13 protein-coding genes and 2 pseudogenes are annotated in these 16,334 nt (G+C 55.3%); 5 read left to right on the forward strand and 10 right to left on the reverse strand.

The features are described 5' to 3' along the window. The first annotated feature begins 46 nt into the window (after positions 1–46). The 4 genes from CpATCC19410_RS00760 (at position 47) to CpATCC19410_RS00775 (ending at position 4,371) form a co-directional block, all read left to right on the forward strand. On the forward strand, positions 47–616 hold the full coding sequence (locus tag CpATCC19410_RS00760) for a suppressor of fused domain protein (RefSeq protein ID WP_013241004.1): 570 nt from the start codon (positions 47–49) through the stop codon (positions 614–616). A gap of 13 nt (positions 617–629) precedes the next feature. Further along, on the forward strand, positions 630–3,179 hold the full coding sequence (locus CpATCC19410_RS00765) for a DNA polymerase III subunit gamma and tau (RefSeq protein ID WP_013241005.1): 2,550 nt from the start codon (positions 630–632) through the stop codon (positions 3,177–3,179). A 103-nt stretch (positions 3,180–3,282) separates the two neighbouring features. Beyond that, the gene (locus CpATCC19410_RS00770; RefSeq protein WP_014300400.1) at positions 3,283–3,603 is read left to right on the forward strand and encodes a YbaB/EbfC family nucleoid-associated protein; all 321 of its coding nucleotides are present in this window, start codon (positions 3,283–3,285) and stop codon (positions 3,601–3,603) included. A 111-nt stretch (positions 3,604–3,714) separates the two neighbouring features. Beyond that, entirely contained in the window at positions 3,715–4,371 is a 657-nt protein-coding gene (locus CpATCC19410_RS00775; protein ID WP_013241007.1) for a recombination mediator RecR, read from the forward strand. Between the two features lie 15 nt (positions 4,372–4,386). Here CpATCC19410_RS00775 and CpATCC19410_RS00780 read toward each other — a convergent pair whose 3' ends face one another. The 4 genes and pseudogenes from CpATCC19410_RS00780 to CpATCC19410_RS00795 all read right to left on the reverse strand — a co-directional run bounded on the left by CpATCC19410_RS00780 (position 4,387) and on the right by CpATCC19410_RS00795 (position 8,931). Then, positions 4,387–5,724, reverse strand: a complete 1,338-nt coding sequence (locus CpATCC19410_RS00780) for a GntP family transporter (protein ID WP_013241008.1) — start codon at positions 5,722–5,724, stop codon at positions 4,387–4,389. Continuing rightward, entirely contained in the window at positions 5,724–6,632 is a 909-nt protein-coding gene (locus tag CpATCC19410_RS00785; protein ID WP_013241009.1) for an NAD(P)-dependent oxidoreductase, read from the reverse strand. Before CpATCC19410_RS00785 ends, CpATCC19410_RS00780 begins: the two co-directional genes overlap by 1 nt. Positions 6,633–6,642: 10 nt before the next feature. Further along, positions 6,643–8,084: pseudogene (locus tag CpATCC19410_RS00790) on the reverse strand (four-carbon acid sugar kinase family protein). Between the two features lie 142 nt (positions 8,085–8,226). Then, entirely contained in the window at positions 8,227–8,931 is a 705-nt protein-coding gene (locus CpATCC19410_RS00795; RefSeq protein WP_013241012.1) for a FadR/GntR family transcriptional regulator, read from the reverse strand. A gap of 111 nt (positions 8,932–9,042) precedes the next feature. On the opposite strand from CpATCC19410_RS00795, the gene CpATCC19410_RS00800 reads away from it, so the two are divergent. Then, on the forward strand, positions 9,043–9,891 hold the full coding sequence (locus tag CpATCC19410_RS00800; protein WP_014400921.1) for a fumarylacetoacetate hydrolase family protein: 849 nt from the start codon (positions 9,043–9,045) through the stop codon (positions 9,889–9,891). An 88-nt stretch (positions 9,892–9,979) separates the two neighbouring features. Here the strand turns inward: CpATCC19410_RS00800 and CpATCC19410_RS10885 are convergent, their stop codons facing one another. The 6 genes and pseudogenes from CpATCC19410_RS10885 to leuA form a co-directional block, all read right to left on the reverse strand. After that, the gene (locus CpATCC19410_RS10885) at positions 9,980–10,108 is read right to left on the reverse strand and encodes a hypothetical protein (protein WP_013241014.1); all 129 of its coding nucleotides are present in this window, start codon (positions 10,106–10,108) and stop codon (positions 9,980–9,982) included. Positions 10,109–10,475: 367 nt separating this feature from the next. Further along, entirely contained in the window at positions 10,476–11,228 is a 753-nt protein-coding gene (locus tag CpATCC19410_RS00810) for a type 1 glutamine amidotransferase (RefSeq protein ID WP_013241015.1), read from the reverse strand. Beyond that, positions 11,228–12,523 (reverse strand): Mur ligase family protein, encoded by a 1,296-nt coding sequence (locus tag CpATCC19410_RS00815; RefSeq protein WP_013241016.1) that lies wholly within the window; start codon positions 12,521–12,523, stop codon positions 11,228–11,230. Before CpATCC19410_RS00815 ends, CpATCC19410_RS00810 begins: the two co-directional genes overlap by 1 nt. A gap of 11 nt (positions 12,524–12,534) precedes the next feature. After that, entirely contained in the window at positions 12,535–13,581 is a 1,047-nt protein-coding gene (locus tag CpATCC19410_RS00820) for a DNA polymerase III subunit epsilon (protein WP_014300403.1), read from the reverse strand. A gap of 28 nt (positions 13,582–13,609) precedes the next feature. Next, positions 13,610–14,378, reverse strand: a pseudogene (locus CpATCC19410_RS00825) (NADPH-dependent oxidoreductase). Positions 14,379–14,417: 39 nt separating this feature from the next. Continuing rightward, positions 14,418–16,235 (reverse strand): 2-isopropylmalate synthase, encoded by a 1,818-nt coding sequence (gene leuA / locus CpATCC19410_RS00830; protein WP_014522320.1) that lies wholly within the window; start codon positions 16,233–16,235, stop codon positions 14,418–14,420. Positions 16,236–16,334: the final 99 nt, after the last annotated feature.

Raw genomic sequence — 16,334 nt, forward strand, 5'->3', positions numbered from 1 at the left:
CCCCTATGTTGTGGATAACAAAACCCGAGGGGATGTGGGCTAGGCAGTGATCTTGGAAGAGACGGCTGTGTGGATCGATGGAATTATCCCAGGTGACATGACGATCCATCTGCCGGAGACCTCTTATGGCGAGGCTTTTCATATAGGGACTGTGGAAGTAGGAAACCAGCAAGTTTTAGCCACCACACTTGATTTCAACGGGGTGGATACTGGTCTTACGTTGGGGGATGGCAGCGGCCAAGTAGATGTGCGTAGTGAGATCTTTACTGTCGGGCAGTTCCAAACGGAGGTGGGGGTTCAAGTGTTGCGTCGATTAGCTATCTTTTTGGATAACGTTGGCGGCTCTATACCTGCGCAGCCGGGTCAGCTTTTGCCAGCCTTGGGCAGCATGACGGATGCACTGGATCGATGCACCGTCAAGCATGGTCTATTCGTGGCCCCGTACATGTGGGGAGGCCAGGTACCACAGTATTCGGAACCGTCGCAGCTAACGGCGTTGCTGCAGCTTATTATGCTCACACAGCATGAATTCGATTACGCTACGACCTACGGGATCCCCGAGTTGCAACGAGCGCTAGGTAATGAGGGCGTGGATCTAACGGATTGGACACGGTAGGTAGGCTGGGACAGTGGCTTTATATCGCAAGTATCGCCCCGCTTCATTTGCTGAAGTGGTGGGGCAGGAACAGGTAACTCAGCCGTTGTCTGTGGCTTTGGACAGCGGGCGTATTAATCATGCCTACCTGTTTTCTGGTCCGCGCGGTTGCGGAAAGACCTCCTCGGCGCGCATTATGGCGCGCTCATTGAACTGCGTCGAAGGCCCTACGTCAACGCCGTGTGGCAAGTGCAATTCATGTATTTCTTTGGCGCCTAATGGGCCGGGGAACCTCGACGTTACTGAGCTTGATGCGGCAAGTAATAACAGCGTTGATGATATGCGGGAGCTACGCGATCGAGCCATGTACGCGCCGGCTGAGTCGCGCTACCGGATTTTCATCATCGACGAGGCCCATATGGTGACCACACAGGGCGCTAACGCCCTGCTCAAAATCGTGGAGGAGCCACCAGAGCACCTGATTTTTATCTTTGCCACCACGGAGCCTGAGAAGGTTATTGGCACGATCCGGTCGCGGACACATCATTATCCGTTCCGCTTGCTTACCCCGCAGTCGATGCGCGGTCTACTAGAGAACACAGTGGCCAGCGAGGGCGCACTAGTCGAGGATTCTGTGTATCCCATGGTGATCCGAGCCGGTGGCGGTTCTCCTCGCGATACCCTCTCCGTTTTGGATCAGCTGCTTGCAGGAACTGGACCACAGGGGCTGAACTATGAGACAGCGCGGTTGCTACTAGGCGCCACTGATGATGCGCTTATCGACGCCGCCGTCACAGCGCTGAGCTCGCACGACAAAGCAGCACTGTTTACCACCATCGACGCCGCCGTTGAGGCTGGGCTTGATCCTCGGCGCTTTGCCACAGACTTGCTTGATCGCTTGCGTGATCTCATGGTCTTGCAGTCCGTGCCAGATGCCTTTGAATTGGGTCTTGTGGATGCTCCGACTGACCGGGCGGAGGTTTTGCGCGCTCAAGCTGCAGATTTTAACCAGGGAGAAGTAGCCCAGCTAGCCGCATTGGTCAATGACGGACTCCGTAGCTTGAAGGGGGCGACGTCTCCGCGCCTGCTATTGGAGATTCTGTGTGCAAAGATGCTGCTGCCTAGCGCTCCAACAGGTGTAGCTCTCACACCCCCTCCAGGTAATGCACAGCCTTCCGGCCTTCCCACGGGCGGACAAGCTGCGGGACCTGCTGCTATTCCTGCTAAATACGAGCGCAAGTCTATTCGTATGGCCCGGGAGGCAGCCCAGCGTAAAGCTGCGCAGGAAGAAGCAGCTCAGCGTGAGGCCTTGCAACACGAGGCTCCTCAGGCCAAGGCTGAGCCAGCAGCACCGTCAGATAAGCAGGCTTCGCTTAAGAAACAAGAGGTGCCGAAAGAACAAGTGGCGGAGAAACCACTGCCGGCGCCTGAGCCTTCCGGGTCTACGACCCCTCCTTCGGATGAGGCGGAAAGGGTTGCAGAGGGGGCGTCGATAAGCAATGACGACGCTTTTGCTGCGGATGTTCGCGCGCGATGGGAGGCGCTGCGGAAGATGGTGCACAAGAAGAGCGCTGTCGCCGGCATCTTGCTCGCTGAATCGCGTGTTCTGGGGATGCGCGAGGGGGCGCTGATCCTGGGGCATAATACTGGTCCCCTTGCTCAAAGGCTGAATGACGCTAAAAATAACGACATCATTGTGGAGGTGATTCGTGCTGAGCTAGGGCGGGAAGTAGCTGTCAACTGCGTTGTTGGGACAGATCCTGCCGCGGCGGGTTTTAGCGAGCCTAAACCAGAGAAAGCATGGAACCCAGAGCCAGCTGTTTCTGAGCCAGTCACTCCCGAGTCTTCTGTTGACGACCAAGAGAAACAGCCAAATATAGTACAGCCGGATCCTCAGCCACCTGCTGTTGAACAACCCTCGGAACCCGTTCACGATGCTCCCAGTGGTGCTGCTTCTACATGGGGAGACCCCGCGCCGCTTGGTGGGGAAACCCGGCGTGCACCGCGAACAGAACCTCCAACGCAAGGAACTAAAGCCGATGGATGGGGGACTCCGGCTCCACTCGGTGGGCAGGCTGAGGCGGAAAATGATGCGCCGAAGAAACCGGAGCAGTCTGCGCCGGTGCAGCCTGCGTCCGTGCAGCGGGCACCTCAGCGGCCTGTTCCTAAGTCGGTGTCCGAGGCGCCTTCAACGCAGAAGCCAAAGTCGCGGTGGCAGGAGGCCGTGGCGCGTAATGCCCAGGCAACGGAAGAACGGGCGAAGCGTCCCGAGTTTTCCGATGGCGTGCCGCTACCTCCAGAACCAGATGACTTTGGGGCGCCCGACCCCGCGGAGTGGTCTCCGCCGGAGGAACCCTATGGTTATGCCGCTGATGAAGGCTTTCCAGAACCTGCTAAGCACACACCCCCGCCCTCGCCGACGGAACCAACTACTACGGTAGAAACGTCTAACGTTTCAGACCAGGATGAGGAAGAGGAAATGGTGCGTGAGGCCGCGAGCGGCTCGGTAACACGTGACCACCGCGATGCTTTAACCGTTGCGATGGATCTACTTGCAGAGCAGCTGGGTGCGCGCCAGCTTTAGGCTTCCCCATATAGGCTTCCTAGACGTGAAGTAGGTACACTGGCCCATTGACCGATCGCCTCCCGCTATGGGGGCGGCAAACAAACGCGAAAGGCAGTTTTCAATGACTCAGCCGGACATGTCCCAGCTCTTGGCGCAGGCGCAGCAGATGCAAGCTCAGCTGCAGGAAGCACAGCGCGAGATCCTTGCCAGCACCGTTACGGGTACTGCAGGCAACGGGCTTGTTTCTATTGACATCCAGGGCAATGGAATGGTTAGCAGCGTCACTATTGATCCTAAGGTTGTGGATCCGGAGGACGTGGAGACCCTTCAAGACTTGATTGTTGGCGCGTTTGCGGAGGCTCACCAGAAGCTTAGCGAGCTCGCTGATCAGAAGATGGGACCGCTATCCCAGGGCTTTGACGGCCTTGGCGGTATGTTCTAAGCACATTAGTTTTAAGTACCAGCTCGTCCGAGTTTCGTTGGCCGGGCTGGTCTTCTTTGTATGCCATAGTTTTATGGTTAAACAATCGGAACGACAAAAGGTAGGCAGCTGTTGTTCGAAGGACCGCTTCAGGACCTTATTGATGAGCTTTCACGGCTCCCCGGCGTGGGCCCTAAATCTGCTCAACGCATCGCTTTTCACTTGCTTCATGTGGAGCCTGCGGACATCGCAAGACTTCAGGATGCCCTCGGTGCTGTCCGAGATGGCGTGACCTTTTGTCGTATTTGCTGCAATATCTCCCGCGAATCGGTATGCCGTATTTGTGCGGATTCTGGCCGGGATCGGGGAACGATCTGCGTGGTGGAGGAACCCAAAGATATTCAGGTTATTGAGCGGACGGGCGAATATAATGGCCGCTACCATGTGCTGGGTGGGGCGTTGGATCCGCTAGCTAATATTGGTCCCCGTGAACTGAATATTTCTACGTTGCTGCAGCGCATTGGAGGGGTGCTTCCTGATCGAGAGCTAGCGGATTCTACGCCTGATGCGCCGCTGTATGATTCCTCTCCGACGGTGACAGAGGTTATTCTTGCCACCGACCCCAATACCGAGGGTGAGGCGACGGCTTCTTATCTTGCACGTCTGCTCCGAGATTTTCCTGATTTGGTGGTTTCTCGTCTGGCTTCCGGTATGCCTTTGGGCGGGGACCTAGAATTTGTGGATGAACTGACATTGTCCCGCGCCCTGAGCGGTCGATTGACAATTTAAGTGGGCGTTTGGGCGCTACACCACCGCGTAAACCAGTGAGGTGAGGGCGAAGCCGGCAACACCAAAGGCCGTTGATAGTAGCGTCCAGGTGCGCAGGCCCTGTTTTACAGATAATCCCAAATATTTGGTGACTATCCAGAAACCGGAGTCATTAATATGGGATAGGCACATGGCACCGAACCCGATGGCGATCATGACGAGTGTTGTGCGTACGCTGCTTAGCCCGGCTTCCGCTATCGGCTGAGTTAGGAGCCCTGCCGTTGTGAGCATAGCGACGGTTACCGATCCCTGTGATGCCCTCAGCGCCAAAGACAAAAGGAATGCCATGAGTATCAGAGGCATATGAGCTGCTACGAGCATGTCTGATAATACTTTTCCAATGCCGGATTCCACGAGTACATTGGCAAAGCCACCACCGGCACCAGTAACAAAAATGATGATGGCTACGGCTGGGAGCGCAGAATCCAAGACGCCGGAAGAATGCTCGCGATTCCAGCTTTGCTGTTTGCCAATGCTTAGCCATGCAACCACCACTGCCACCAGGAGTGCTACTGGAGAGGAACCGATAAAGCTCACAAGGGAATGAACCACAGTTCCTTTTTCGGTGTACATAGCACCGGTAGCTCCCACCATGATGAGCACGATGGGGAGCAAGATGAGGCCAAGGACAGCGAAGGGCGAAGGTGCTTGGTGGTTAGGGGCGGCGTCGGAAAGCTCCACCGGAGAGGGGCCGCGGTCGATGGAGTCTAACTTGAGGACTTTGGCGGCATAATAGCCGATTACGCATGTTAGGGCAGCGATGGGAAGCCCCAAAGTGAGCATGAGTCCCGGGTCTGAACTGAAGATCCCCGCCACTGCGACGGGCCCTGGGTGCGGCGGTAACGTGACATGTACGGTGAGTATTGCGCCTGCTACAGGGAGCCCAATTTTTAAGGGATTAATCTTGGCCACAGCGGCAAAGCCGAACACGATGGGTGCCAAGATAATAAAACCCACGTCAAAGAAAACCGGAATACCTAGGATAAAAGCTGCTATGGTCACAGCGGCAGTAACGCGGTGCCTACCAAGCTTGTCTGTGAAGTAACGTGCTACAGCTTCTGCGCCTCCCGATACCTCAATAATGCGCCCCAGCATTGCTCCCAAGCCGACTACAACGGCCACGGAACCTAAGGTTTTACCCACGCCGTTGGTCACGGTGCTCACAGAATCTGCCAGTGGAATACCAGAAGCGATAGCGGTGGCTATGGATACCCCGATCAATGCCACAAAAGCCGGGACCTTAGCCCAAATTACGAGGACAAGCAGAACGGCTACGGCGGCTATACCGAGCAGCAGCAAAGAAACACCAGTCATTATTGTTTACTCCTTGTCTTATTCACCTGGGTGGGAGCGACAACCTGGATAATCGTGGAATCGTCTTGCGCGCCTTTCCCTCGTGCTAGACCAGCTAGGTATTGCTGCTCGGCGGCGGCTGCTAATGGGACACCGATGCCTGCAGATTTGGCGGCATCAGTGACAATGCCCATGTCTTTAACAAAGATGTCGAGACGGCTGCGGACTTCAGGTCCTTCCTCCGAATAAGCTTCCAGCATGCGGGGGCCACGATCGCCAAGCATGAAGGAGGCTGCGGCGCCGCCCATCAACGCATCAAGCGCGGCTTTGGGATCAAGACCCAACCGATCGGCTAGCGCCAGCGCCTCGCCTGCGGCAGCGATATGAACTCCGCATAAAAGTTGATTGACGGTTTTTAGCGCTTGGCCCTTACCCGGGCGATCGCCAACGATCACCAGGTGGGAAGACATGGCTTCAAGCACCGGCCTGATGCGATCGACCACCTCAGGCTTGGCTCCCACTGTGACAAGTAGCTCCCCGCTGCCTGCTCGTCCGGGGCCGCCGGAAATGGGGGCATCGACAACATCGATACCCAATGAGTCAAGCTGCTCGGCAGCTTTTTCCACGGCCGTAATGCCCACGGTAGAAGTCAAAAGTACAACCGCGCCGGGTTTGAGAGCCGCAGCGATATTGCCTTGTCCAAAGAGGGCCTGAATAAGTTGTTCCTCGTTGCGAACCGCTAGCAAAACAACGTCAGCCCCTGTGGCTGCTTGGTGCGCCGAATGGAAGGTTTCCAGCCCAGCGGCCTTGCCTAATTCGAGGCGCGATTGTGCGATATCGACGCCTCGGACTGTGAAATTCTGGACGAGGTTGGTGGCCATGGGGAGTCCCATAGCGCCCAAGCCGACAACAGTAACGATGAGAGACATAGGAATCCTTTTAATGTGAGAGGGATGAATCTTGAGAGAGGACAGAAACTACATCGGTCAGGGAAGAATCGGTGCCCACATTTCCTGCAAAAACGATGTATGGCACGCCTGCCGCGGGGCCTTCTGCGGTGGACCACAGCGAGATGATCCCCGGCTGCATCGGGCCAATGACCATGGCTTTGGTCATCTCTAGTCCTTGAGATGCAACATCTGATGAGGTGATACCGCCTTTAGCCACCACAAAGCGGGGCGTTACCTCATGGACTATGCGATTGACCGCGGTGACAAGTGCTTGGGACACTTTGCGTGCAATGGACAGCGATTCCTCACCACTTACGCCGGTAACCAACTCGCGTGAGGTGTGAAAGACAACATTGCCTTGCCGGATCGCCTGGACTAATTGGGTGTGGAGGCTGTCAAGATAGCGTTGGGAATTCTCTGCTAGCACGGCGCGGACATCTAACTCGATGACACTGGGAGAGGAGTGCTTTAGCAAGTGATTGAGTTGCCGCGTGGTAGTAGGAACATGTGAACCGACCACGATGAGCCCGCCCGCCACGGTGGCGGGGAGATGACGCGAGGCTGCGATTGTTTCTGGACTGAGCACCTCGGGGGTTTTTGCCCTATGCGAGCGCGTACAAAGGGTGGCCCCACGCGGTAGATAAAACGCTTCCCCATGCGTTCTGCCTGCAGGATTCCTAGAGCAAGGGCGCGGAGGTCATACTCATCAACGATATCCACGACTATGGGTTGGCGATGTGCGGCGTGAAGAAGTTCTGCAGCGATATCATTGCTAGTAGATCTAATTGTGCGCAATTTAATACAAAGAACATCAGTTGCTGCCACGTCTCCTTGAGTCTTTTCTTCGACCCATTCGGTCAATCGTGAGGAGGAATAACCAAAGGTGGCGTCGTGGGCGAACTCGGTTTCCCCCACGGGCTGAAAACCTGTGGCGGCATTTCCCGCATAGTGAACAGAATCGATGGTGATGCGCCCTGCGTCGCCGAATGCCGGAACGATAATATAGCCGTCTATCGGCCCTTCTTGCTTTTCGACGACCCCCGCAAGCGCATCCGGCTCCAGAGGGAAATGCCCTCGAAGTGTGGAATCACTACGAGAAACGAAGATGGGGCGCTTCCCGGCATCTCGAGCAGCGGCGTAGGCTGCCTCGGCTACAGAGACATTGATAGCAGCTGCTTGATCAGGGTCGAGCGACCGGGAATTGGTCATCACATAAACGGCTGGGGTGTTTTGGCTGAGCGCCCAGGCGAGGTCTTCTTGTTTCCATCGGGTCAGTGCTGGAAGGTTTGCTACTGATTGGGTGCCGGTGGGGTCATCATCGAGGACGATGAGGACGGTATCTGCTGCCATCGCTTGTTGGACTGCAGAGGCAGGGATATCGAGTGGTGCAGGGAACCCTTCGGTGAGTTCCGAAAGCTGGTAGAGGGTCATCCCAACTCCTTGAAAATACTTTGTTCCTAGACCTCTGAGGTCTTGTGTGTCTCAGACTAGGGTCAGAAGCACATGGTGACAAGCTTTTTTCAGGGAATGTAGGAAAAATTTGGTTTATGCCCGAGCGGGCATCACGTCGGTGTCAGTGCATTGATCCTGGTAGGAAGGTAGAAATGTCATCGAAAGTTTGCGTCATATGTGCACGCATGGCATCTTTGGCGGCTTGCTCATCTCTCGCTTTAATGGCATCTAAAATCGCGTGATGATGCTTACTTGCGCGTTTGCGGACTTCATCTACAGCATTAGTCTTTTGTCGCGACTCAGCCAAGGCGCCCGCCAAGGGGATCATGAGCGCGGAGACAAAGGGGTTTCCCGTGGCTTCCAGCAGCGCAGTATGAAAAGCCACGTCTGCATCGGTGGTGGCGGTTACGTCGCCACGCTCGGTGGCCTCGTCATAAGCAGCGAGCGCCTGTGTCATCTTTTCAATGTCTTCCTGGGTGGCACGTGCCGCCGCCAGCCCCGATGATCCGACCTCAATCATGCGCCGGACTTCCGTGAGATAGATACCAATGGTTTTGGGGTCTAGGCTGCGAGAAATAACGTCCATGCGGGAACGTACATAATTCCACTGGTTGATGGGTGTTACAAAGGTGCCGCGGCCATGAACTACCTCCACGACCCCGCGGTCGGCAAGGGTCCGCACAACTTCGCGCATCGTGGGGCGTGAAACCTCTAAGTAAGCGGCAAGGTTTGTTTCCGGCGGAAGGGCGTCGCCAGGGCGGAACACTCCCTCTGCGATGGCGTCCATTATTTTCTCTATACCTTGAGTGACTAGATCGGTGCGCACGGTGTTTCCTTCCCAATACTTCCTACTGGGAAATGTACCGTACCCAATCCCATCGACTAGGGCGGCTGCTCATATTAGCGTGGAGTAGACGAGCCTTAAGGAGTAACCGCCATGCGTCTTGCAACCATAAGAACTCAAGGGACAACGACTGCCGCACGCATTGAGGGCACCGACCTTGCCGTAGCCATTCCCGGCTTTTATGATGTCGGCGAGCTGCTGCAGAAGTCCGACTGGCAGGAATTAGCGAGATCGGCGAGTGGGACCCCTGTGAGGTTTTCCCAACAGGATCTTCACGCCGTTATTCCTTCTCCCAAAAAGATCATCTGTGTGGGACTGAACTATTCCAATCACATCAAAGAAATGGGACGTACGCTGCCAGAAGTTCCCACCTTATTTGTTAAATTTTCTGACGCACTTACAGGGCCTTTCGACGATATCCCCATCCCACCGTGGGCCAATAGCGCCCTCGACTGGGAAGGCGAGCTGGCAGTGGTGATCTCACGACACGCCCGCAGGGTGAAAGCCTCGGAGGCGGAGGAATACATCGCTGGATATGCGGTGATGAATGACTACAGTGCTCGTGATTATCAATACGCTACGCTTCAGTGGCACCAAGGAAAATCCCTAGAAAAGACGGCAGGTTTTGGGCCTTGGCTGACCACGCGAGACTCTTTTGACCTCAGCGGAGAGCTGAAGACGTATCTGAATGAAGAAAAGGTGCAAAGTGCGGCTATTAGCGATTTAGTGTTTAAACCAGCAGACCTTATCCAATACATCACGCATCTTTATCCCTTGGATCCTGGCGACGTGATCGTGACCGGGACTCCTGGCGGAGTTGGGCACGCGCGTGATCCTCGGCGGTATATCGGCGACGGTGATGTGGTGACGGTGGAGATTAAGGGGCTAGGGCGGATAGCTAACAAAACGATTTTTGAAAAATGGAAAGAGCCCAACAATTGAGCCCAACTCCATGCGTTGGTAATACGTCATAAGAGGTGGTCACCGGGTATATGGCCGGCGACCACCTCTTTTTAAGAGCCTCTAGTGGCTAGAGAATTTCCTCCGCCACATCGTTGACATTATGTATTTTGAAGCTGCTTGCTTTGCCTTCCAGCAGCGCGGTTTCCATATCCTCGTACATGCGTGCATCTTCATTCACATCATTGGTGTTACTCATAAAAGAGAAATCCTCCTGATCGGGTTAGATACTTATGAACTCGGGATGAGTGGACGCCAGTGTAACTACGTCATGCCACCGATTACAGGGAGTCTGGTGGGTCGTGTGTCAGCCATAAAGACGGTAATGTTGGCCTCTTGACACTGATTCTTTTTTAGCGCACAGAGTTTAAGCTTTGTGTGCAGGGACGTTATCGCTCATTGCGACCACCCCGTGGAGATAAAGCGCCTTTTCAAGGCGCATGAGATATATGTAACACATGGCAGATGCCGCTTGTACTAGGGCAAGGGACACATGCCGAAAACCCCCAAGCCGGAAAACTATGCATGCCGACTCAGGGGGGTGAGAACCATAAAAGAGAAGATCTCTACGCCAGGCGTTCCTTACGCAGCTGATTAACAATAGGCAGCTCTAGAGGGGCGAGCTCGTCGAGTGCTATCCCCATGGCCCTGGCCAATAGCAGATCGGCTAGCTGGGAGTTGCGGGCAAGCACTGGGCCGTGCATGTACGTGCAGATCACATTCCCTTGAACTGCGCCTTCCGCGATTAATTGCTCGGAGGTTGCCGATGCTTGGGAAATACCATGTTCATCCGTATTGCCTACTCCGCGAGTGACCTTGCCCAGCGGTTGCGCATCGGCGCCAAGGATGGTGGCACCCATGTGGTTTTCAAAGCCCGTGAGGGGCTCCGTTAGCTCGGCGGTGATGCCCTTGCGCGTGGGTTCGGTTTGGAGCTCCCCGATGGTGCGTTTGGCCAGGGAGGCAGTGGTGGCGTCGACAAGCCCTACGCCATCAACCATTTTTCCGCTTGCCCGGAAAGAGCTGCCGAGTACTTGAAGGCCAGCACAAATGCCTAAAATTGGGCGGCCGGCGTTTGCTGCGCGAGTGAGGCCGCCGTCTGCGATGAGATGTTCTGCTGCAAGAATTTGAGCTGTGTCTTCACCGCCACCGATGCAGTACACATCCAATGATTCCGGCACGGGTTGCCCCAGCTTCACCGTATGGATCTCTGCGGTGAAACCACGCATGCGGGCGCGTTGCCTCAACACCAAGGCGTTACCGTCGTCGCCATAAGTGCTGAGGACATCAGGGAGGATGAGCCCAATAGAAAGGTCAGTCATTAGGACTCCTTTACGGCCGCAATGGCCTTTTTCAAATCGCGGAATGCAGTGTAATTGGCAAGGACCTCGACACGACCAGCGGGACAAGCCTTGATAGCCTGCAAAGGATTCTTGATCAGTTCGTGCTCTACAGAGGCATATGTCAGCCGCACTGAAAGGTCAGTGCCGCGTTCGCCGGAGGCTTTTACAGAGAGCTTATCTAGCTCCTCAAACTTAACGTCCCAGAGCCAAGAGAGGTCTTCACCATCGGCGACCTGGCCGTTAACCGCAATCACTAGGCCTTCTGCGGTGCGATCGACCATTGAGAGGGCTTCCTGCCATCCCGCTGGGTTTTTAGCCAAAAGCAGATGAATCTGATGCTGCCCAAGAGTGATTGTGGAGTAGCGTCCAGCCACATCGTCGACAGATTCTACCGAGCGAACCGCCTGGTTAAGAGGGACCTGGAAGCATTCCACTGCGGCAGCTACCGCTTGGGTGGCATTGCCGCGATTGGCGTTGCCAGGAAGAGCCAGATTCAGCGGCGATACCTCCTGCGTCATGGGAGCGTCTGAGCCTGTCGACGAGCCGATGTCGGCCGGAGAGACTATGCCCTCAGCGGTGATACTCCAATGCGGGGTTGGGCGACGGAATTGTTCGCCGTTGGGAAGGGGCTTGACTGCGTACCAGTCGGCGCCGTCGTGGACCACGTGCCCGCCAGTGCGCGGGCAGGAGACGGAATCGCCTTGCCATCCTGCCCCCGCGGATACCCATACAACGTTTTTAGCGTCGTAAGCAATGGAAGTGACAAGGACGTCGTCGCAGTTGGCGATCACAGTCATCTCAGGATGCTTGGTCACACAATCGCGTAGTGCGCGCTCAATCTTGTTGATTTCCCCTACTCTGTCCAGCTGATCGCGGGTGAGGTTGAGGAGGATCAAGCATGATGGCTTGAGACGATCTGCTACGGCGGGAACATGGAGCTCGTCTACTTCAAGGATCACATGGCTAGCTTTTTGGCCTGCCATGAGCGCAGAGATGATGCCGGCGTCCATATTGTCGCCGCCCTCGTTGGTTGCCACAGTGTGCTGTGCACGTATCGCGGATGCGAGCATGCGGGTGGTAGTGGATTTACCGTTGGTACCGGTGACAAGGGCTACGGGACGGTCATCGCCTAGAGAGGCCATAATGTTCGGGTCGATTTTCTCGGCTATAAGGCCGCCAATCATTCCGCCCGACCCACGACCGGTGACACGCGACGCCGTTGTGGCTAAGTGTGCGGTGCCGATGGCAAGACGAGTACGCAGATTCAAACTCATGGGACCAGAGTTTAGTCGTCTTCGCTCGCCTTCCCCGGTTTGACGTCTACGACAACCCGCAGAAATTCCTCATCTGTTATCAAAGGAATCCCTTTTCGCTGCCCATGCATGGCCTTTCCAACAAGATCTTCCTGTTTATTGCACACCACAACGCTGGATTTACGCGTGAGTTTCTCGTTATAAGCTAACCCTGAGCGCAGAATTGCCTCGATAATGACGTCTGGATCCATCGTGATTTCCGGAGCAATGACAACTTCCATACCCTGGACAAAACCGCCCTCGGGGGAGTAAACGCCTGGATTCTCATATTGACGAGGCACCTCCATGGCGTCTACTCGGATGTCTGATCGCTGTAGACCAAACTTGTCTGAGCGCAGCTGCTCAGGGGTATAAGAAGAGATGACCCCACAGGCTTTTTCTACAAAGTACATGCGCGCGATGAGCAGAGTTTCCTCGCGGGATACGTGCTGCTCTGGACGCTCGGCACGCTCGAGCGACGCGACCGGGGAGGGGGAATCAAGGCCTAACGAGTGCGCGACGGCACGTATACGGATGTCTTCAAAAACAACGCCTTGGCGACGCGCCGTTGCTAGCGTGTCCACGATCATACGTGGGCGCGGAATATGTCCTACTCGCTGTCGACGGCGGTTGCGGTGCCGGTAGCGATTGCGGTTTGCCCGGGCAGCGGCGCTCATTGCTCGACGCGACTCGGACACAAGGAATCCCCAGGTATAAGGCGTGTTATGCAGGATGAGAGTGCGGCCGTCGATAAGCTTGCCTAGCGGTTTGAGGATGTGGCTAAACTTTTTGCCTTGGGCGATTTCTTCTCTGCTGAGGCCATGGAGATGAAAAGGACCAGGGTTATCACCAGGATTGATAACCGCATGGAAATGATCGGTTTCCTCGCCATCCTCAGTAAACGTGACTGCATCAACAGTGATTAGGCGAGAAGTAGACGGGTGGATACCGCTTGTTTGTATTGATAACGCTACGTAAGGAGCACGTTCAATCTCGGCTGCCCGATCTGCGTTGGTGCCGTCTACTTGCTTATTGGTCATAGGGACAGTGTAGACGGCGTAGAGAATCCTAAAGGTCGAATCCCTGGGCGCGAGCAATCTCAAAGGTGAGATCGCGGTTGTCCTTGCTTAGTGGATTCTTTTGAAGCGTCTGAATAGTGAAGCTATCAACTCGCTGGTTCGCGTTGCGGAGGTCATAATAGGTGGTCATGGTGGAGTCATAAGAGCTCATGGCCTCTGACCAATCCGTTGGCTCAGAGTAGCCATTTTCCATGATCCGGAAGCTCTTGGGCATGCGAGGTTTGAGCTGGGGCGATTGGTTTGGCCAGCCCAACGTCATTCCGACAACGGGGAAAGTAAGCTCCGGAAGATCGAGTACATCAATCACCGCGGCGGCATCGTTGTGCACGTTTCCAAGGAAATTAACCCCTAGGCCGAGTGACTCCGCCGCGATACATACGTTTTGGGCCATCAGGCAGGCGTCAGTAAACCCCTGAACAAAATTGCGCGGATACCCGGCGGGCTCGGTTGGCGCGTTGTTATTGGCAAGAATACGTTTGGTTCGGTGCAAATCGACGATAAAAAAGTAGGTAGACGGGGGCTCTGCCTACATATTCTTGCGTGCCGATCGCGGTGAGCTGTTCGCGGAGTTGGGGATCGGTGACACGGATAATACTTGCGGTTTGCATGCCAAGGGACGTTGGAGTGTGCAAGGCCACTTGGAAGATCTGTTCTAGTATTTCTTCCGCGATAGGTTGGGTTGTGAACTCCCGAATCGTGCGATGGTTGAGCTGGGTCCGGATAGTCTCGTTCATGCTTGTCAACTGTAGTGCGGCCATAGAAACCCCACCACAGCTGCTTTTGTGGTGGGGGAAACTTTAGCTCAGTGCGCGGTTGACCGCCGAGGTAATGGCTTTGAGGGAAGCGTAAGTAATTGATCCTGCGATACCTACGCCCCAATAGCGCTGCCCATTTACCTCCGCCAGAATATATGCGGCAGATTCTGCATCGTCGCCGGCGGTTCGGGCATGCTGCTCGTATTCCTGCACTTCCACGTCGATGCCTAAGGACTCGAGTGCATTGGCATAGGCGGCGATGGGGCCATTGCCGCGGCCCTCAACGATAGTTTCCTTGCCTTGGAATTTCAGCGTGGCAGCAATGTGGACTGAGTCTGTTTCATTCTGGGCGGCGTCGACACGCATAGAGATCTGCTGAATTGGCGCAGTGCGGTTCAAGTATTCATGGGTGAAGATATCCCACATGTGCTGAGAATCTACTTCGCCGCCCCTGGCATCAGTGACACGCTGGACTACGGAGGAGAATTCGATCTGCATAGGGCGGGGAAGAGCGATGCCGTGGTCGGTCTTCATAATGTAGGCTACGCCGCCTTTGCCGGACTGAGAGTTGACGCGGATAACTGCCTCGTAATTGCGGCCCACATCCTTGGGATCGATGGGGAGGTAAGGGACGTCCCAGGTTTCTGCCCGGAGATCCTCCCATGAGACATCAACGTGAGTCGCGCCGGGACGAACCCGCGACGCCATGGCATCCAGGCCTTTATTAACGGCATCTTGGTGCGAGCCAGAGAAAGCCGTAAATACCAGATCGCCGCCATAGGGGTGACGTTCAGGGACGCGCAGCTGGTTGCAGTATTCTACGGTTCGGCGGATCTGCTCAATATCGGAGAAGTCGATTTGCGGATCTACTCCCTGGGTAAGCATGTTCAGTCCAAGAGTGACTAAGCAGACATTTCCGGTGCGCTCGCCGTTGCCAAAGAGACAGCCCTCGATGCGATCGGCGCCCGCCAAATATCCGAGTTCGGCGGCGGCAACGCCGGTGCCACGATCGTTATGTGGGTGCAGTGAGAGGATGATGGAATCGCGACGGCGTAGGTGTCGGTGCATCCATTCGATGGAGTCTGCATATGTGTTGGGAGTGGTCATCTCCACCGTGGAAGGCAGATTGATGATGATGGGGCGCATAGGGGTGGGATCCATGACCTCGACTACTGCATCGATCACTTCTTTTGTGTAAGCGAGCTCGGTGCCAGTGAAGGACTCAGGTGAGTATTCCCATCGCCAGTTAGTGTTTGGATACTCTGCGGCAATAGATTTGATGAGTTCGGCGGCATCGGTGGCCAGCTTTTTTATCGCCTTTTTATCCTTTCTGAAGACAACATCACGCTGCAGAATGGATGTGGAGTTGTAAAAGTGAACGATAACGTTTTTCGCGCCCTCGCAGGCCTCAAAGGTGCGACGGATGAGATGCTCTCGTGCTTGAACCAGGACTTGGATGGTGACGTCCTCGGGGACCATGTTTTTCTCGATGATCTCGCGGACAAAATCAAAGTCTGTTTGAGAGGCTGAGGGGAACCCTACTTCAATCTCCTTGTATCCCATGGCCACTAACAGGTTAAACATGCGTCGTTTGCGCTCGGGACTCATGGGGTCAATAAGCGCTTGGTTACCATCGCGTAGATCTACGGCGCACCATTGCGGGGCGGTATCAATGGTGGCACTGGGCCATGTGCGATCCGGAAGATCGATTTTTTCCACTTTGGCAGCAAAGGGGAGGTAGCGGTGGACTGGAAGATCCGATGAGCGTTGTTTGTTCCAAGTAGCTTGTCCGGCGGCGAAGCTGCCAGAAGGGGTATGGATATCGGCTGGTGCGGAGATAAAAGCGTCGGTGGGGCCCATGATGAGTGTCCTTGATGTAATCATTGAGAGGAGGACAGTATTCTGGATACTGACCCACGGCCGGCTACACCAAATCTCCGCGACGGGGTGCCAGCCGTG

The sequence above is a fragment of the Corynebacterium pseudotuberculosis genome, assembly GCF_002155265.1.
In the GTDB taxonomy this organism is placed as follows: Bacteria; Actinomycetota; Actinomycetes; order Mycobacteriales; family Mycobacteriaceae; genus Corynebacterium; species Corynebacterium pseudotuberculosis.